Below are 18669 nucleotides of genomic sequence, written 5' to 3'. Positions count from 1 at the left end.
GAAATTTTGCGAAGTCCCCTTGCCTTAAGGGGGTTTTCCTTATTGTCTACCAGCTTTTTAATTGCTTATTTTTTTGGAAACCATGGTATTATTCGATTTACTCTTTTGCAATACAAGTCATATTCCTTGCCAAACTTGTCCCTTAGCCATTTTTCTTCGCTTTTTTTCATCAAAATTGTCAAAAATATCCAAAAAATAATTGGCAAGACTAACAAAAGATAATTTTTTGCAAATAGGAGAATTCCTGTAAAAATACTTATAAAAGCGGTATAAACAGGATTTCTTACTATGCCATAAACTCCGTTGGTAATAAGTATTTCATCCTTGACCCTTGCATTTATTTTTTGTATCAAAACAGCTTTTACCCATAAGTATAGGCCTAAAATTATTAAGATAAAACCCATAATTACAAAAAGTGTTTTAGCCTGGCCGACTTTCCCAATTTCTAAATATCCCTTATAATTTAAAACTAACCCTAGGATTGTTAGGATCAAACAAGATAGGACGTAGATGGGGCCAACTCCAAAGATAGGAAGAGAATTATTTTCTTTCATTTTTTTCTCCATGAAAAATAATATTTACTATAATTTTATTATATTGTCAGTCTAATTTCTCGGCAAGAATTTATGCAATAATAAGCGTTCATATGAATGGATATTCATTACAAATAAGTATGGTTATAATAATCATTATCAATATCAATTAACCTAAAAATTTGATTTGAACTAATAGAGGTTATCATTATTGCTAATTCAAGGTTTATCAAGGAAAAAATCAATAGAAAAACTTGATTTTGTAGAAAACTTAACTATAATAATATTACAATATTTATACAATATTAGTATGTATTTTAAGGAGAGTAATATGGTAAGTAAAAAGTTTATTAGAATCGGTGCAGGCGTTTTAGTTGGTGCTCTTGGTGGCAAGGTTCTAAGCTCACAGCTTGCTAAGAAAGCCGCTGTAGGTGCAGTTGCAGGTGGCCTTAGGGTTAAGGAATCAATCGACAAAACAGTAGAACAAGTGAGGGTTTCTGCTGATGATATAGTTGCAGAAGCTAAGGAAGCCAATCTTAAAGAAGATTTAGAAAGAGCTAAAAAAGAAGCAGAGCTTAATATAGATGAGGTTGCCAAAGAAGACCTTATTAACCAAATCAAAGAAGAATTAAAAGAAGAAATCAAGGCAGAAATCAAAGAGGACGAAGATAAATAATGAGGGCAAGTTTAGCCCACAGGCTAGATACTAGGGCTAGGTTTGTCTATGAAGAAGACCTCTCCTTTGACCTAGCCAATAATTTAAAATATCTAGTCCAAGGTCTAGAGGGAGTTAAGTTTTGTAAGGTAAATCCCCTTGCAAATTCCTTTACAGTTACATTTGAAAAGGGAAGTCTTCCAAACCTTGCCAGGTTTATCATAGACCTTGATATAAAAACAATAAAAGACTTAGTTATTGATGATCCTGATTTTTATCCACAAGAAGAAGAGGATATTTTTAGGATTTTGAGGGATGCTTTTTATAGGAGAGTTTTCTTTAGGTATTTCATACCAGCACCTCTAGGTCCATACTTCATCATGCTTAGGGCTTATCCATTTATCAGAGACGGTTTAAAGGCTATCCGCCAGAGAAAACTTAATGTGGATCTTTTAGATGCCACAGCTATTTCTGTATCTCTAGCAACAGGGGAATTTGGCGATGCGGCTAATATTATGTTCCTATTGGATTTGGGTGAGAAATTGGAAGATTATACACTTAAGAAATCCCAAGAAGATTTGGCCCATTCCCTTGCCTTAAATATTGACAAGGTATTTGTGGTTGAAGATGGCAAAAAACTCCTAAAACCTCTTAAGGAAGTGGAAATAGGAGACCTTGTTGAAGTTGAAATGGGATCTACAATTCCGGTTGACGGTGAGGTTGTAGACGGTCTTGCCATGGTAAACGAAGCATCCTTTACAGGTGAAAGCGAACCTGTTAAGAAAAACAAGGGGTCAATTGTCTTTGCAGGTACAGCTCTCGAAGAAGGTAATATCCTTGTTAGGGTGAGCAAAAAATACGATGATTCAAGGCTAAGCCACATTATAAACCTCATTTCTGAAAGCGAAAGAAATAAGTCACTTTCACAGAAAAAGGCAGAAAATATGGCCGATTCCCTTGTAAAATACTCATTTATAGGTGCAGGACTCACCTACCTACTTACAAGAAACTTCATCAAGGCCAAATCATTCTTGATGGTAGACTTTTCTTGTGCACTTAAATTGACAATTCCTATTGCAACTATGAAAGCAATAAGCCAAGCATCAGATATGGACGTTATAGTAAAGGGCGGCAAGTTTTTAGAAAACCTATCCCAAGCTGATACCATCGTTTTTGACAAGACTGGAACTTTGACTAAGTCAGAGCCAAGCCTTGCTAAGGTCATTGCCCTTACAGATATAAATGAGGATGAGTGTTTGAGAATAGCAGCTTGCCTTGAGGAACATTTCCCTCATTCAATCGCCAATGCGGTTGTGAAGGCGGCCAAGGATAAGGACCTCCACCACGAGGAGATGCACTCAAAACCAGAATACATCGTAGCCCACGGTATAAGAGCCTATATAGCTGACAGGGCAGCCCTAATTGGATCAGAACACTTCATTTTAGAAGATGAGGGCATAGAAATTTCTGACCAAACAAGGCAAATGATTGATAAATTAAAAGAAAATTATTCACTTTTATACTTGGCCTTTGCAGATAGGCTAATTGCTGTCCTTTGTATAGAAGACCCAATAAGGGAAGAGGCAGCAGGTATTATAAAAGATTTAAGAAAGCTAGGCTTTAAGGAAATTGCCATGCTCACAGGTGATGCAGAAAATGCAGCAGCCTCTGTTGCAAAAAGCCTAGGCCTAGACCATTACCAATCCCAAGTCCTTCCAGAAGACAAGGAAGCCTACGTCAGAAAAAAGAAGGCAGAAGGCAGGAAGGTCATCATGATAGGTGATGGCATAAATGATTCTGTGGCACTTTCAGCTGCAGATGTTGGCATAGCCATGCACCAAGGAGCTGATATAGCCAAGGAAATCTCAGACATATCCATAGGCACAGATAGCTTAGAGGGCCTTGTAGATGCAATTAAACTTGCTAAGGCTATGGATAAGAGGATAAAGGCTGACTACAGAAAGATTGTAGGCATCAATTCAAGCCTAATTATCCTAGGAGTTTTGGGACTTTTGTCAAATACAAATTCATCCCTAATCCACAACATGTCAACAGTAGCCATAGCTGGCCAAAATATGAATAATTACAGAATTTAAAAATTTTATTAGATAATGAGCAAAGAAAAAGCCAGTGTAAAATTAATTTTTACTCTGGCTTTTCTTTTGCTTCTGAAAAAATTATGGTTAATTATGACCAATCAAAGGTCAAAGATAAAGGAAACCTCAAGGCCTGGATCCTTATTTTTTACGAGGAAATTTCCCCCATGCAATTCAGCTATTTGTTTGGAAATAAAAATCCCCAAGCCATGCCTTGTAATATTAGTCAAATCTTCCTCGTTAATTCTTTTTATTATATCATCATCCACTCCGCAGCCTTGGTCTAAGACCTCTATTCTTAGCTGATTATCAGGGCTTGAAATTATCAATTCGATTTTCCCATCGGTATAGGCAAGGGAATTTTTTAAGATATTTTCTACCATCCTATAAAACAAGGTTGGATCCATTTTGATTTTTATATCTGGATCTCTTAGCCTATTTTCAAAGACAATTTCTCTTTCTGGATTTTCATTTAACTTATCGACTATGACTTTTCGGATTACTTTTAAGGGGCTTTTTGCCTCAAAATTCTCCTTGTCGATGTTGGCAAGGGACATAGTTAGATTGAGGCCTTCTAGGATATTTGAAATCTTTAGGACTTGGTCCTGAATATTTTGGGTATCAAGGTCTTCTTTATTTTCCTTATTTAGTTCCCAAGAAATTTTTGCAAGAGGAGTCCTCACATCGTGGCTTACTCCCCTAATCCACTTAATTTGTGATTTTTTTAAGTTATTATATTTTTCATTGGCCTTGTTAATTGAAAGGGCAAGGTCTCTTAATTCTCCGTTTTCATCTAGTTTTTCATAGTCATCTTCAAAAAGCTTATCAATGGCCTTTTGAAAAGGCGAAATATTTTTAAGTATATCCCTTATATCCATCCTGTAAAAGACATAGACAAAGAGCAAAAATAAAACTATAAATATGACAACTAGCCACATATTAAATACAAGATTCTGGTAGTTATAATAATTAAAGGGCAACTTATCCAGGGAATTTTTTGGATAGGCAAAAAGGAGTAGGCCATCTCCTATAATATAGGTAAAAACGGGATAATCAGCCAAGTAGTACCTGGTAAAGCCAGCTACATCTGTGATCTCGAATTTATTTTTAACCTCTTTTGGCTTGTTGAAAGATTCTATGACTTTGCCATCCTTATCTAGCCTTATGGCCCAAATATCTTTTTCTTTTAAAAATTCCTTGTTTTTTTCATTTAGGTAAATACTAGTTTTATTGTCTTCTACATAAGAATAAATCTTGTCGGGGTTTGGGTATTGGTCTTTAAGCCTATAGTTTAGGTAGAGGAAAATCATAAATAAAAATATTAAAAAAAACATTAAAGCTAGTATCCTAATAACAATTTTTTTGAACCTTTTTATTATAAAATCAAACATTATTCATCCTCTTTGACAAGCTTATAGCCAAGTCCTTTTATAGTAATTAAAAGCTTTGGATCTCTTGGATTATCCTCAAGCTTTTCCCTAAGTCTATAGATGTGAGTTATTAATGTGTTTTCATACCCATAGGAATCTTCCCAAATATTTTCCAAAATACGGTCAATAGAGACAATCATATTCATGTTGTCGGCTAGGTAGGCCAGGATTTTAAATTGGGTAGCAGTTAGGGGGATTTCCTCTCCATTTTTTATGAGGATGCCCTTGGACTTATCGAAAATTACCTTTCCTAAATTAATTTTCTCGTCGTTTTTTATTTTTTTACTGCGTCTTAAAACCGCATCAATTCTCCAAAGGAGTTCATCAGGGAAAAATGGCTTGACTAGGTAGTCGTCGGCCTTGTTTTCAAAACCTTCCTTCCTATCATCTATCCCATCAAGGGCAGAGAGGATTATGACTGCCATATCGGAAGTCTTTCTTATTTCCTTCAAAAGATCAAAACCACTCCCATCTGGAAGCATTAGGTCAAGGACCACTAGGTCGATTTTAAAATTCCCTAGTTTAAACCTTGATTCCTTAAGGTTTTTTGCAGTATAAACTTTTTTAAAACCCTTGTCTTTCAAAAAATTATATAAATTTTCTAATAAATTTGTTTCGTCATCTACTATTAGTATAGAAAAATTATTTCTAAAATCCATTGAACTCCTCCTTGCTACCCTAATTATACACCAAACTTTTAGATTTTTGGTTTTTGTGATGTAAAAGTGACCTTGCTTAAAGCTTATTTTTATCTTAGCCTGGTATCCTTTTTGTAGGAGGAATAATTATGGAAAAAATATTAGAAATAAAAAATCTACAAAAATCATATAACAAGAAGAAAGTCCTAGATATTGACTACCTAGAAATTGCCCAAGGTTCAATTTACGGCCTAATAGGCAAAAATGGAGCCGGTAAGTCTACGCTTATGAAGCTTATACTTGGACTTGTTAAAAAAGACGGAGGGGAAATTAGGGTTTTTGGCCAAGCAGTAAGTCCCAAAAACCAAAAGGACCTTAATAAAAATCTCGGGGCCCTAATTGAAAATCCTTCCTTTTATGACCACTTAAGTGGCTATGAAAATCTTGAAATAATTTGCGAGCTTAAGGGAATAGATAAGGGAGAAATTTCAAAAACTCTTGACCTTGTTGGCCTTAATAATGTAGGCAAGAAAAAAGCAAGGGATTATTCGCTGGGTATGAAGCAAAGACTTGGAATTGCCATCGCTCTTATTGGAAATCCAAAACTTTTGATCCTAGATGAACCTATAAATGGCCTTGATCCTCAGGGAATTGAGGAAATGAGAAACTTATTTAAAAACATAGTGAAAAACACTTCTACAAGCATTCTGATTTCTTCCCATATTCTTGATGAGATGGAAAAAATTTCTACACATATTGGTATCCTCAAGGCAGGGAAACTAACCTACAATGGAAGCTTGGAAGACTATAGGAAACTTCATCCACCATTTATTTCCATCCAAACATCTGACAATCAAAAAGCTGCTAATCTTTTAGACTTAGATCAGGTAAGGATAGATGGTAAAAAGATTATTTTGGGCAAAGTTTCTAACCAAAAAATATCTGAAATAGTAAATTTCTTGCACGGAAAGGTTGATATATACAGGATTGAAGAAGAAAAAGAAAGCCTAGAAAAACTTTTTATCGAAGAAAGCAGGTCTTAATATGGCAAACTTAGAAAGAAAAAAATACAAAAGACTTGGGATAAATTTTTTAATACTAATAGTATTTTTCGCTCAAATGCTAATGGTGGCAGGGGTCAGCCATTCAAAATCATTTGCGCAAGGAAATTATCCCCTAGCCTATATCCTAGACACATATCTATTTATTTCCTTATTGATAAATCCGATTTTAATCTCTTCTTTGGTGAAAAAAGTGATTGAAATCGAGGAAAAAAACAAGATGTGGCAGTTGCAAGTAAGTCTTGGAGAAAAAGTAAACTCTATACTCATAAATAAATTTAAAAACCTATCCCTAAAGCTAGTTTTATTGCAAATAGTAGAAGCTTTTGTATTTCTTATCATAGCAAGAAGGTCAAATAATTTTAATATGGATACCGATATGATCTTAAGATTTGGCCTGGTAAACCTATCTGCCATAATAATAAATTTATTTTTTATGGGCCTATTTATGATAATAGAAATGAAATCAAAAAGAGTCTACACCCTGTCATTTATTTCAATAATTGGAGGGCTAACTGGAGTAATAACCATGCTTACATCAGAGACTCTTGCCTTTGTAAATCCCTTTGCTTGGATGGCTAGTTTATTGAATATTTCCTATGTAAGCGAAGGTGGAAAATTTATCCAGGTTCTAAATCCAATAAATTTTTATACACCAATCATTGCCCTTATCCTTTTAATAGTTTGCCTATCCTACTTAAAGGCAATGAATACTTATAATCTATACAAGGACTAGGAGAACTTATGTTAAAATTAGAATTTAAAAAAATAAAATTTACAAATATCTTGTTGGTAAGTCTGATAATTCCCCTACTAGCCAACGCCTTTGGCCTTATAAATTATATGGGAAATAGGTCAACTTTAACCAATGAATGGCAATCTTTGTGGACCCAGGTGAGCTTGTTTTACTTTTCATTTTTCTATATTCCTTTAATTGCAATCGTAATAGCAAGTCTTTGGGCGACAGAACACAGGGTAGGACTAAAATTTATTAGGCTAAGCCCAAAGAAAAATATGGCCTTTGTAGGGGCAAAATTGCTTTTAGCATTTATTATAATTTGCCTTTGCCAAATATATTTTCTAGCCCTTTTCTACCTGGGAGGAAAATATATAGGAGGATTTTCGACCATTGATTTTTCTATATATTTTTACTATATAGGTCTTAGCATCTTGCTTGCCCTTCCAATAATTGGAATCTTTGGAGCCCTAGCCATAAGGATAAGGTCTTTTGGGATCACAGTTCTCCTATCTACAATCTTTACCATGTTTGGATTTGCAAGTGCCTTTAGGTCTTTAAAAATTGTAGGTCTAAGCTTTTTGGCAATAGAGGCTAATAATTTAAGGTTCATAAATCCACACGATTTGGTCTTATTATTTATTTTTGCTCTGGGAGAATTAGTAATTTTCTTTTACCTTTCAAATAGATTCTTAAAATACGAAAATAAGTAATTTTCAAAAAGTATTTATAGCTAACCTTGATTTTGGCCTATAAAATTTGACATATTATAAATTTTGATGTATTATTATAGAAAATAAAAATGTTAGTACAGAAAGACAGTTTTAATGAATTACTTTAGAGAAAAGACGGTTGGTGCAAGTCTTAGTAAGGATCAAAACTTATTCCCTCTGTAAGCAGAATAGCCGAAGTTAGTAAGCTATTACGGAAGCTACCGTTATCAGAAGCAAGAAGTTGTTAGACTTCTGTTGAGTTAATCTTTTAGATTATGAAATTAGGTGGTACCACGAATTGACCTCGTCCTATGTTAGGGCGAGTTTTTTTATTGAGATTTTATTAGAAAGGAATAGAGATGAAAAAATTATTAAGAAAAAAAATAACTGGGCTGATTATATCCCTTGGTGCAATCTTCATTTTGGGATCTTGTGCCAACAAGGAAGGGAAAAAAGAATACATAATTGGGGTAATCCAAATCGCTGACCACCCATCACTTGATGCGGCTAGGGAGGGATTTTTAGAGGAACTTGATAAGGAAGGTCTTTCCTACAAGCTAATCGACCACAGGGCAGGAGGGGATATTTCCCTCATCCCCCAGTTGGCAAGCGACCTTAAAATCAAGGGGGCAGACCTTATCTACACCATAGGCACTCCTGCTGCCCAAGGCGTTTATAATATAGTTAACGACAGGCCAATCTTATTTACGGCCGTCACAGACCCGATAGGGGCAGGTCTTGTGGATGAAAATACAAGAACTGGAGCAAATATCACCGGAGTTTCCGATTATGTCGACCCTGCCAAAGTTATTGATGATTTTTTGGAAATTTATCCAGAAACTAAGACCTTCGCTACTATGTATAACACGAATGAGCAAAATTCTCTTGTCCAAATCGAAGCCCTAGAAAAGGCCCTCAAGGAAAGGGGATTAAGCCTTAAAAAACAGGGAGTTTCATCAATCAACGACATTCCTCAGGCTCTTGCAAGCCTAAAATCTGGGACAGACGCCATGGTTACTGTCACAGACAATGTTGTTGTAAATGCAATGCCAGTTATAGCCAAGACCTTGAAAGATGAGAAAATTCCAAGTCTTGCCTTTGACGAAGGTTCAGTTGAAAACGGAGCCTTAATTGCTGAAGGAGTTAATTACAGGAGAGTCGGTATAAGGGCTGGCCAGATGGCGGCAGAAATTCTTAAGGAAAATAAGGAGATAAAAGAAATTCCTTTTGAAGATGCCAAGGACTTAGAAATGCTTGTAAATAAGGAAACAGCAGAGATTTTGGGCCTTGATTTAAACAAGGAAGCCCTCAAAAAAGCAAATATTAAGGAAAATAAGGAAGGAAAGTAAAATGACAGTTTTAATAAATATCATGGCCTCATCGGTCGAAATTGGCTTAATCTTCGGAGTTCTCGCCATGGGCTATATGGTCACATACAAAATTTTGGAATACTATGACCTAACTCTGGAAGGATCCTACCCACTCGGAGCGTTTCTTACAGCGGCAGCTATTACAAGCGGTTTAAATCCCTATTTGGGTCTTGTTTTATCTGTTCTAGGCGGTGCGGCAGCAGGTTCTATCACTTATTTTCTCTATAAAAAAGTGAGAGTCGAGCCTCTTTTAACAGGTATCTTGACCCTAACCATGCTTTATTCAGTGAATTTAAAGATTAAGGGAGTGTCAAATATTCCGGTTGCTCAGTATCCATCAATTTTTGGCAGCCTTCCTAAATGGATAATTCTCCTCGCCTTTGTCCTTGTAATAAAATTTTTGATCGACCATTTTCTCAGAAGCGAGCAGGGATACTTGCTAAAGGTCACTGGCAACAACAGGAAACTTGTCAAGGCCCTAGGCAAGGACCCAGATACCTATGTATTTTTGGGATTAATTATATCAAATGCCCTAATTGGCCTTGCGGGAGGATTAATGACCAACTACCAAGGTTTTGCCGATATAGGCATGGGCACAGCAATGATTGTTACAGGCCTTGCTTCAATCATAATCGGTGATACAATTGCCAAAAATTCAAACAAACTAAGAGATACTACAAGAGCGATTTTGGGAGCTATTGTCTATAGGATAATTTCAGGCTTTGCCATCTTCTTTGGCCTAAATCCAAATGACCTAAAGCTAATCACTGCCCTAATCGTAATAGCCTTCATCGCCTACAATAATTACCTAGGCAAAAAACAGTACAGAAAGTTGGTAAAAGATGTTAGAAATTAGGAATATATCAAAAACCTTTAACCTTGGCACTCCTGAGGAAGTGACAATTTTCGATAATTTTTCCCTAAAAATTGAAGAAGGAGTAGCGACAACCATTATAGGCCCAAACGGCTGTGGCAAGTCGACCCTTATGAATATAATCTCTGGGTCACTCAAAGTTGATTGCGGTTCGGTTTTAATTGACGGTGAAGATGTGACCAAGCTTTCCGAAGAAAAAAGGGCAGCCTATATTGGAAAAGTAAACCAAGATCCAAAAGACGGAGTCGCAACCAACCTTGATATTTACGAAAATATGGCCCTTGCCCTAAAAAAAGGCAAGAAATTCACCCTAAAAAACCTAAAGAAAAACGCTGACGAAAAAGAGATTATAGAAAGGCTTAAGTCTTTGAATTTGGGTCTTGAAAACAAACTTCACACCAAGACCGGCCTTCTTTCAGGCGGCCAAAGGCAGTCCCTATCGCTTTTGATGGCAACAGCCAAGAGGCCAAAACTTTTGCTCCTTGATGAGCATACAGCGGCCCTAGATCCAAAGACAAGTAGGAATGTAATGGATAAGACCAGGAGCCTTATTGATACAGAAAAAATCACCACCCTTTTAATTTCCCATAACCTAAGGGATGTCATAAAATATTCTGACAGGATAATTATGTTAAATAAGGGAAAGATTGCCATAGATGTGAGGGCAAAAGATATCACCGAACCTGAACTAATAAAAAAATACAAGGAAGAACTCGGCGAATACGAAGGATAAAAAATAGCTAGGAAGTCCAAGTGAGGATTTTCCTAGCTATTTTAAGCTAATATTTAAAAGGGTTTTAACTCAGCATTTAATTTTAGCCAATCCTTGGAAAATTTGGAGGGACCAAGGCCTTGGCTTATTTTTTTACAATTTTTTTGTAAATAGCGAATACAGCCATGCCTATAAGGGCGTTTACCACAATAGCGCCACCTGGTTTGATGTCAAAATGGTAAGAAACAATGATTCCCACCATCATATAAATCACGCCAAGTATAGTAGTTATGAAAAAGGTTTGTTTATAGGATTTGGCGACTATGAGGGCTGTTGCAACCGGAAGGACAATGAGGCTTGTTACCATCAAGGCTCCGATTATCTTAACAGACAAGGCTATAGTAATTGCTGCAAGGAGGGTAAAGACGGCGTCCATTGCCTGGACCTTAACCCCAGATAGTCTTGCAGTATTTGGGTCAATGGCGATGGCCAAGAGGGCTGAATACCTGGTCGCAGAAAGGATAATAACCAGGATAAATACAATAGAAGTATTTATAATATCAGTTGTAGTTACCGATGAAATCGAACCGAAAAGGTAGGATTCAAAGGAATTGCCACCGGGAGCGAAATCTGACAGGATGGCAGCTATACCAAGGCCTGTCGACATGATTACCGCTGTTGCCATATCCCCATATTGGGGAAATTTTTTTCTTATTAATTCTATTAGGAAGGCTGCAAGGACGCAAATTATTGCAGATCCAAGTAGGGGGTCAAAACCTAATATTAATCCCATACCAACACCAGCTAGGGCTGTGTGGGAGAGGGCATCTCCAATCATGGAGGTTTTTCTGTTAACCATTACAATACCAATGATTGGGATCATTATTGAAAGAAGAAAGCCTAGAAAAAGAGCTTTTCTCATAAAAGCAAATTCTAACATCTGACTAGCCTCCCTTCTACCATCTCGTATTTTTGCATATTTAGGTCAAGACTTTCCATTTCCTTAAGTTCGTGGGTGACCATGACAATTGTTATAGAAAATTTCTCGGAAAGTATATCTATGGTTTCAAAGAAATTTGCCTTGCTTTCCTTATCGACACCTGCTGTAGGTTCGTCAAGGATAAGGATTTGAGGATTGTTAATCATAGACTTGGCAATCATTGCCCTCTGTGCAAGGCCACCAGACAATTCATTGACTGGAGTATTGATGTATTCTTCCATGCCCATTTTTATAAGGATATCCCTTGCCTTTTGGTAGTGGATTTTTTTAGGAATTTTAATTATGCCAAAATCCTCATAAAGGTTCAAAGATACAAGCTCTAGGCAGGTTATAGGAAAGGATATTTTGTTTACTATATTTATTTGGGGAACATAACCGATGTCCTTATAGGACTTGTAATCTTCGATATTCTTGCCTAAGATTTTTATAGAACCTGAATCTTTTTTTAATTCACCCAACATTAATTTTATTAAAGTTGACTTGCCACTGCCGTTTCCACCGAGGATGAGGGCCAAATCTCCCATTTCTAGGTCAAAATCACAAGATTTTATGACGGGGATTTTATTGTAGGCAAAAGTCAAATTTTTTATTTCTATTGCTTTCATTTTTCCTCCTCGACCATAGACTTGTAGAGATTTTCAAGATTCATTCTCATCAGATCAATGTAAGATTGGTCCTTATCCTTTTGCTCTTTGGTCAAATATTCCATAGAGGCAAGGGGAGAAGTTTTGCCGCCTATCTCTTCGGCAAGGGCAGCGGCCTGTTTTGGGTTTTGCCCATATTCGTAAAAGACTGTTGAAATATGGTTATATTCCGAAAAATCTATAGCCTTTTTGATTGTCTTAAGACTTGGGCTTTCAAGGCTGGTTAGGCCTTGGAGAGGGTACTGGGTAAGGTCAAAGTCCCTAGCCAGATAGGCGTAAGCATAGTGTAAAGTTAGGAAATTTTTCCTAGACTTATCTAGCTTGGAGAATTTTTCTGTGTATTCTGCGTCTATATCTGTCAGTTGGTCTACATATTTTAGTTTATTTTTTCTATAAGTTTTTTCGTTTTTTGGATATTTTTCAATCAATTTTTCTTGGATGGCGTTGAGGTATTTCTTGGCATTTACGATGGAAATCCAAGAGTGAGGGTCATAGGTGATTTTGTCAAAACCTGATGAAGAGCCTTCCATAAGAGAGACTTCTTTGCCCTCATCCTTTAAGAAATTGCCCTTAGCGTCTACGAAATTATAAGGGAGCAAGTCCTCACTAACCCTATCGGATATAAATATCCACTTGCCATCTTCAGGGAAATCAAAAAAGACTTCGCCGGATTCGTGGCCCATTTCAATACCATAAACCTTGCCTTCTTCTACTTTGTTGGTAGATTTTTGATGGACTAGCTCGCCTTTTTGGCTCATGACTTCCTTGGCTTTTTTGACCAAGTCTTTTTGGTCAAGACCTTCATCTTTTATAAAGGCAACCCTCATCATGTCTTCGTGGGTGTGGCCAAAGTCAATCTTATTTTTGCCAGCCTTTATATCAAGCCTTGCTAGGTATTGAAAATCACCGATAGCAGCTGCACCCTTATAGGTAATAAGGTCTACAGAATCGGAAAGCTTTAGGATATCAAGGTCTGGCAAGTTTTCCTTTACGGTATCTAACCAAGGTTCCATGTTGGCCCCATTTACAACCAAGAGGTCGCAAGAAGCGAGTTTTTTCATATCCTTAGCAGAAGGTTCCCATTCGTGGGGCATCTTGTCTACAGGCATGAAACTTTCTACATTGACAGTGTCTCCGCCAATCATTTGGACAAGATCATGGACTGGGTAAAATGAAGTATAAATTAGGGGTTTATTTCCAGATTCCTTAGACTTCTTTGAACACCCACTCGCCAAAACAAGAACGAAGATAGAAAAAACTGTAAGAAATTTTCTTCTCCCATTTTTTTGGCCAAGAAATACTTGGCCAAGGGAGAAAATCTTATTCAGTAATTTCATCTATGATTTGTTGGTCAGTTGAAGATGGTTTTACAAATGTTGGGTACCAGCCTTCTTCCTTAAGTAGGCTATCCTTGTCATCACCATATCTCATGTGGAAGTGGGTTAGACTCTCTTCACCGTGGATAGGCATCATTAGAAGAACCTTGTAAGGAGCATCTTCGCTTTTTGCTTCAAATACGTCCCATTCAAGCTTGTGACCACCGTGTTCTACTTCTATTTTTTCTTTATAGGTATAATCAGCTTCACCGATAACTTCGCCCTTAGCATCTGGGAATTCTTTTAAGAATTTAATATGGTCACCTTTAATCTCGAGTCCACCGAAGTCACATTTTCTCTTTTTGAGATAAGCTTCTTTGGCACTAGCTTCGTCTGTTTTTTCTTTTTCAGCTAGAGTTTTGAAAGCGTCTTGGATTTCAGCTTTTTCTAGGTAACCACCCATGTTATTCCATTCGCCTTCCCAGTCAGCTATGCTTGCTTGTTCAGCTTCTTCAGCAGGTTTTTCATTTTCAGCAGGTTTTTCGTCCTTAGCTGTTTCTTCAACCTTTGTTTCAGCCTTAGTATCTTCCTTTGTTTTTGTATCAGCTGCGTCTTTTTGGCAAGCTGCTAGGATAAGACCTAGAGAAAGTAGGGCTGTTAATGCAATTTTTTTATTGTTTTTCATAATAAGTACCTCATATTTTTGTATTTTAACTTTGTCAATCGATCAACTAACTACGATAATGATAACACCTATTAACTGCGATGTCAAGAATGATTTGCATTATCGAGCAAAAATAATAAATTAGCAAGGGTAAATTAGGATTTTATACATAAGTTTAATGTTGGTATTTTAAGGGAAATTGAGGATTTGATTTATTTTTAAAACAAAATAAATTCTGGCCTAAAATATAAGATAAATTATAATTTTTCTAGAAAAAGATAGGAATCTGACTTAAAATTTATAATAGTTTAAAAATTGGAATTGATTTTTAAAATAAGAAGCAAAATTAGTTTAAGTTAGGATTGAAAAATATATACAAACAGAAAAAATTAAAAAAAAGTGACTGGCTTTTTTTCTTTGCCAGTCACTTTTATCATGACTATTTCTTTGTATAGTTTGGAGATTCTCTTGTAATTTGAATATCGTGTGGGTGGTTTTCTACTAGGGAAGCAGGGGAGATTTTTACGAATTTTGATTTTTCGTAAAGTTCTTTGAGGTTTGCTGCTCCTACATAGCCCATACCAGATCTTAGTCCGCCTAAAAGTTGGTAGACAACATCGCCAACAAGACCTTTGTAGGCAACACGTCCTTCAACGCCTTCTGGTACGAATTTTTTGGTGTCATTTTGGAAATATCTGTCAGATGAACCTGATTTCATGCTTGCGAGAGATCCCATGCCGCGGTATTCCTTAAATTGCTTACCTTCGAACATGATTGTTTCTCCCGGACTTTCTTCAGTACCTGCAAAAAGAGAACCAGCCATGATGACATTAGCACCACAAGCTAGGGCCTTGGTAATATCTCCTGAATATTTGATACCACCATCTGCTATTACTGGGATGCCGTATTCTTTGGCAACTTCAACGCAGTCGACAATGGCAGATATTTGTGGGACACCAACACCTGTTACAACCCTGGTTGTACAAATTGATCCAGGACCTATACCGACTTTGACACAGTCAACTCCTGCTTCGATTAAATCTCTTGCAGCCTCGCCTGTTGCAATGTTGCCAGCAATTACTTGGAGGTCTGGGTATTTGGCCTTAATTTTCTTAACAGCTTCCATCACGCCTTTGGAGTGGCCGTGGGCAGTATCAAGGGCGATTACGTCAACTTTTGCACCAACAAGGGCGTCAACTCTTTCCATCATATCAGATGTGATACCAACGCCAGCACCAACAATGAGTCTGTCTTGGGCATCTCTTGCTGAATTTGGATATTGTCTGGTTTTTTCTATATCTTTGATTGTGATAAGGCCTTTTAGCTTACCTTCGTCATCAACAATTGGGAGTTTTTCAACCTTGCCAGATTCCATTTTTTTAATGGAATCTTCCATGCTGATACCTTCGTGGCCTAGGATCAAATTTTCCTTGGTCATTATATCGTCAATAAGTACGCTTTTGTCATCTTGGAATCTCACGTCCCTGTTGGTTAAAATTCCCTTTAGGTACATATTATCATCAACTATTGGCACACCTGAAATCCTGTAATGTGCCATAATATCAAGGGCATCGCCAAGGTTGTTGTATGGGTGTAGATAGAAAGGATCGGTTATAACTCCGTGCTCACTTCTCTTAACCCTGTCAACTTGGGCAGCTTGCTCTTCTATTGACATATTTTTGTGGATAATACCAATGCCGCCTTGTCTAGCCATAGCAATTGCCATTTCGTATTCTGTGACAGTATCCATTGATGCTGACATTAATGGAATATTAAGCTTAATTTTCTTTGTTAAGTTTGTTTTGATATCTACTTGATTTGGCAAAACTTCAGATGGGCCTGGAACTAGAAGTAGGTCATCAAAAGTAAATCCGTCGCCGATAATTTTCATATTAATCTCCTCTTTTCTTTTTCTAATAGAAACAATCCAACCTTCAAGCAAAATCTTTGCTTTTTGCAACACTCTATTCAATTATTTTTCTTACTATACCTTTAAAAATAAGACTCGTCTAATAATTTTCCTAAGAGATTTAAAACTGGCAGATTTACAAGGAAATTAGTAGAAATTGTCCCTTGCAAATAAAAAATCGCCCCGAAGGACGATTTCTTTTTTATTCATTTACCATTAGGTAATTATAGGCTCCAAGGGCTGCTGTGGCTCCTGTGCCAGCGGCGATTACGATTTGCTTAAATTTAGTATCTGTGGCATCACCTGCGGCGTAGATTCTTTCAATGCTGGTAGATCCATCACTTGATGTTGTGATTTCTCCCATCTTATTTAGGTCGATGCCTGAACCGTCTAGCCATTCGGTATTTGGAATGAGGCCGACTTGGATAAAGCAACCTGCTATATCAAGCTTGTTTTCCTCGCCACTTACCCTGTCTGTATATTCGAGTCTTTCAACCCTGCCTTGGCCGTAAAGGCCTGTTGTCTGAGCGTTTGTTATGACTGTCACATTAGGAAGTGATTTTAATTTCTTTTGTAAAATCTCATCTGCCTTTAGTTCTGGCAAAAATTCAAGTACTGTAACGTGTTTTACAATACCTGCAAGGTCTATAGCTGCCTCTATACCAGAGTTGCCGCCACCGATTACAGCGACGTTTTTGCCCTTAAAGAGTGGGCCATCGCAGTGGGTGCAATAGGCAACTCCCTTGTTTCTAAACTCGGTTTCACCAGGGATTCCGATTAGTCTCCACCTAGCGCCAGTTGCAATTATTGCAGTTTTTGCAAAGAGCTTAGCTCCATTATCAAGGCTTACTTCTACCTTTCCGTCCAAAGATTTTATTCCATCTGCAAGGATACCTGTCATTAGGTCAACACCTAGGCTTGTCACCTGATCTTTCATTTGGACCATAAAATCAGGTCCTTCTGTGTATTTAAAACCAGGAATATTTTCGATAGACAAGGTCTCATTGACTTGTCCACCAAATTCGCTGGCCACAAGGCCTGTTTTGATTCCTTTTCTAGCTGCGTAAATTGCAGCTGTAGCCGCTGCTGGCCCCCCACCGATAATTAGGGTATCAAAAACTCCTTTATTATCAAATTCTCCCTTATCAACCTTAGTTCCAAGTTTATCTAAAAGGCTTGATAGGGATTGCTTGCCGCCTTCGAAAAATTCTCCGTCCTTAAAAATAGCAGGAACAGCGAGAACGTCTCTTGATTCTGCAAGGTCTTGGAACATGCCGCCTTCGATCATGGTGTGGTTTATATTTGGATTTAAAATCGCCATGATATTTAGGGCTTGGACTACGTCTGGGCAGTTGTGGCAAGAAAGGGAAACTATGGTTTCAAAATCTGCACCACCAAGTGATTCTATTCTTTTCTTGTCAGCATCATCAATCTTTGGCTCAATACCACCTGCTTGGAGCATGGCAAGGGCAAAGGATGCAAACTCATGGCCAAGAGGAAGGCCTGCAAAGATTATCCTGCCATGGTCAAAGGATCCCTTGATTTCAAAAGATGGACTAAGTGGGAGGTCTTTTTCAACAAGGCTAAGCTTATCAGAAAGACCTACAACTTCCTCAACAAATTCTCTAACTTTTTTGGAATTTTCGTCATTATGAGCAGAAAGCCCAATAGTGACCTCTGTTTTCAAGAGGTCAAAATATTGGGCCAACTGGTTTTTTAGATTATTATCTAACATATTAGATTTTACCTACTAGGTCAAGTCCTGGTGTAAGTGTTGCGTCAGCTTCGCTTTCCCATTTAGCTGGGCAAGCTTGGCCTGGGTGTTCTGCAACGTATTTTGCAGCCTTAACTTTGTTTATATTTACATTAGCTTTTCTACCTATACCATCAGCGTTGATTTCTATAGTTTGGATAACATTTTCTGGGTCAATAACAAGGGTTGCTCTGTGAGCCTTGCCTGATTCGTCAAGTAGGCCAAGTTCTCTTGTAAGTTCTTTATTAGAATCACCAATCATTGTGTACTCGATTTTGCCAATAGCTTCAGAGTTGTCATGCCAAGCTTTGTGAACAAAGTGGGTATCTACAGAAACTGAATAAACTTCAGCGCCAAGTGCCTTTAGCTCTGCGTATGATTCTTGCATGTCTTCAAGTTCTGTTGGGCAAACAAAAGTAAAGTCAGCTGGGTAGAAGATAAGAACCGTATAAGAACCCTTTAAGTCCTCGTTAGTAACTGTTACAAATTCATCTTTAGCTGGGTTATAAGCGTCAAGTTTAAATTCTGGTAATGTTTTTCCTATTAAAGCCATAATATACTCCTT

General features: G+C 37.2%; 18 protein-coding genes and 1 other annotated feature. Of the genes, 8 read left to right on the top strand and 10 right to left on the bottom strand.

What is annotated here, in order from left to right; all coding sequences use genetic code 11:
• Positions 1-65 precede the first annotated feature (65 nt).
• Complete coding sequence (locus tag AC1EJ5_RS07470; protein ID WP_479815497.1) at positions 66-554, bottom strand: methyltransferase family protein; 489 nt, start codon at positions 552-554, stop codon at positions 66-68.
• 310 nt (positions 555-864) lie between these two features.
• Between AC1EJ5_RS07470 and AC1EJ5_RS07465 the strand changes: the two genes are divergently transcribed.
• Both AC1EJ5_RS07465 and AC1EJ5_RS07460 read left to right on the top strand, forming a co-directional pair.
• On the top strand, positions 865-1209 hold the full coding sequence (locus tag AC1EJ5_RS07465) for a DUF6110 family protein (RefSeq protein ID WP_479815495.1): 345 nt from the start codon (positions 865-867) through the stop codon (positions 1207-1209).
• Positions 1209-3284, top strand: coding sequence for a heavy metal translocating P-type ATPase (locus tag AC1EJ5_RS07460; RefSeq protein WP_479815493.1), 2076 nt, complete (start codon positions 1209-1211; stop codon positions 3282-3284). The genes AC1EJ5_RS07465 and AC1EJ5_RS07460 overlap by 1 nt, the downstream gene beginning before the upstream one ends.
• Before the next feature lie 101 nt (positions 3285-3385).
• Here the strand turns inward: AC1EJ5_RS07460 and AC1EJ5_RS07455 are convergent, their stop codons facing one another.
• Entirely contained in the window at positions 3386-4675 is a 1290-nt protein-coding gene (locus AC1EJ5_RS07455) for a sensor histidine kinase (RefSeq protein ID WP_479815491.1), read from the bottom strand.
• The gene (locus AC1EJ5_RS07450) at positions 4675-5373 is read right to left on the bottom strand and encodes a response regulator transcription factor (protein WP_479815489.1); all 699 of its coding nucleotides are present in this window, start codon (positions 5371-5373) and stop codon (positions 4675-4677) included. The genes AC1EJ5_RS07455 and AC1EJ5_RS07450 overlap by 1 nt, the downstream gene beginning before the upstream one ends.
• A gap of 128 nt (positions 5374-5501) precedes the next feature.
• Here AC1EJ5_RS07450 and AC1EJ5_RS07445 point away from each other — a divergent pair, with 128 nt between their 5' ends.
• From AC1EJ5_RS07445 to AC1EJ5_RS07420, 6 genes are all read left to right on the top strand, one after another.
• The gene (locus AC1EJ5_RS07445; protein WP_479815487.1) at positions 5502-6395 is read left to right on the top strand and encodes an ABC transporter ATP-binding protein; all 894 of its coding nucleotides are present in this window, start codon (positions 5502-5504) and stop codon (positions 6393-6395) included.
• 1 nt (position 6396) lies between these two features.
• Complete coding sequence (locus tag AC1EJ5_RS07440) at positions 6397-7149, top strand: hypothetical protein (RefSeq protein WP_308748830.1); 753 nt, start codon at positions 6397-6399, stop codon at positions 7147-7149.
• Positions 7150-7157: 8 nt separating this feature from the next.
• Positions 7158-7862, top strand: a complete 705-nt coding sequence (locus AC1EJ5_RS07435) for an ABC transporter permease (RefSeq protein ID WP_479815485.1) — start codon at positions 7158-7160, stop codon at positions 7860-7862.
• Between the two features lie 85 nt (positions 7863-7947).
• Positions 7948-8177: a binding site (T-box leader), on the top strand.
• Positions 8178-8221: 44 nt separating this feature from the next.
• Positions 8222-9211 carry an ABC transporter substrate-binding protein gene (locus tag AC1EJ5_RS07430; RefSeq protein ID WP_479815483.1) on the top strand — a complete coding sequence of 330 codons (990 nt, stop codon included), beginning with the start codon at positions 8222-8224 and terminating at the stop codon, positions 9209-9211.
• A gap of 1 nt (position 9212) precedes the next feature.
• Positions 9213-10088, top strand: a complete 876-nt coding sequence (locus AC1EJ5_RS07425; RefSeq protein ID WP_308652911.1) for an ABC transporter permease — start codon at positions 9213-9215, stop codon at positions 10086-10088.
• Positions 10075-10839: an ABC transporter ATP-binding protein gene (locus tag AC1EJ5_RS07420; protein WP_479815481.1), complete on the top strand. Its 765-nt coding sequence runs from the start codon at positions 10075-10077 to the stop codon at positions 10837-10839. Before AC1EJ5_RS07425 ends, AC1EJ5_RS07420 begins: the two co-directional genes overlap by 14 nt.
• Positions 10840-10963: 124 nt before the next feature.
• Here AC1EJ5_RS07420 and AC1EJ5_RS07415 read toward each other — a convergent pair whose 3' ends face one another.
• The 7 genes from AC1EJ5_RS07415 to ahpC form a co-directional block, all read right to left on the bottom strand.
• Positions 10964-11758, bottom strand: coding sequence for a metal ABC transporter permease (locus tag AC1EJ5_RS07415; protein WP_223418464.1), 795 nt, complete (start codon positions 11756-11758; stop codon positions 10964-10966).
• Entirely contained in the window at positions 11752-12423 is a 672-nt protein-coding gene (locus AC1EJ5_RS07410; protein WP_311480931.1) for a metal ABC transporter ATP-binding protein, read from the bottom strand. Before AC1EJ5_RS07410 ends, AC1EJ5_RS07415 begins: the two co-directional genes overlap by 7 nt.
• On the bottom strand, positions 12420-13799 hold the full coding sequence (locus AC1EJ5_RS07405) for a metal ABC transporter substrate-binding protein (protein ID WP_311480930.1): 1380 nt from the start codon (positions 13797-13799) through the stop codon (positions 12420-12422). The genes AC1EJ5_RS07410 and AC1EJ5_RS07405 overlap by 4 nt, the downstream gene beginning before the upstream one ends.
• A complete protein-coding gene (locus AC1EJ5_RS07400; protein ID WP_209774950.1) occupies positions 13783-14463 on the bottom strand; it encodes a ZinT/AdcA family metal-binding protein in 681 nt (226 codons plus the stop codon). The genes AC1EJ5_RS07405 and AC1EJ5_RS07400 overlap by 17 nt, the downstream gene beginning before the upstream one ends.
• A gap of 418 nt (positions 14464-14881) precedes the next feature.
• Positions 14882-16333, bottom strand: a complete 1452-nt coding sequence (guaB, locus tag AC1EJ5_RS07395; RefSeq protein WP_308748823.1) for an IMP dehydrogenase — start codon at positions 16331-16333, stop codon at positions 14882-14884.
• A gap of 220 nt (positions 16334-16553) precedes the next feature.
• The gene (ahpF, locus tag AC1EJ5_RS07390) at positions 16554-18086 is read right to left on the bottom strand and encodes an alkyl hydroperoxide reductase subunit F (RefSeq protein ID WP_479815478.1); all 1533 of its coding nucleotides are present in this window, start codon (positions 18084-18086) and stop codon (positions 16554-16556) included.
• Between the two features lies 1 nt (position 18087).
• Positions 18088-18657 (bottom strand): alkyl hydroperoxide reductase subunit C, encoded by a 570-nt coding sequence (gene ahpC, locus AC1EJ5_RS07385; protein WP_479815476.1) that lies wholly within the window; start codon positions 18655-18657, stop codon positions 18088-18090.
• Between the last annotated feature and the right edge of the window lie 12 nt (positions 18658-18669).

The sequence above is a fragment of the Anaerococcus sp. C0059F3 genome (assembly GCF_056590475.1).
The sequence above is the reverse complement of the archived record's forward strand: the minus strand, read 5'-3'. Positions and strand labels throughout refer to the sequence as shown.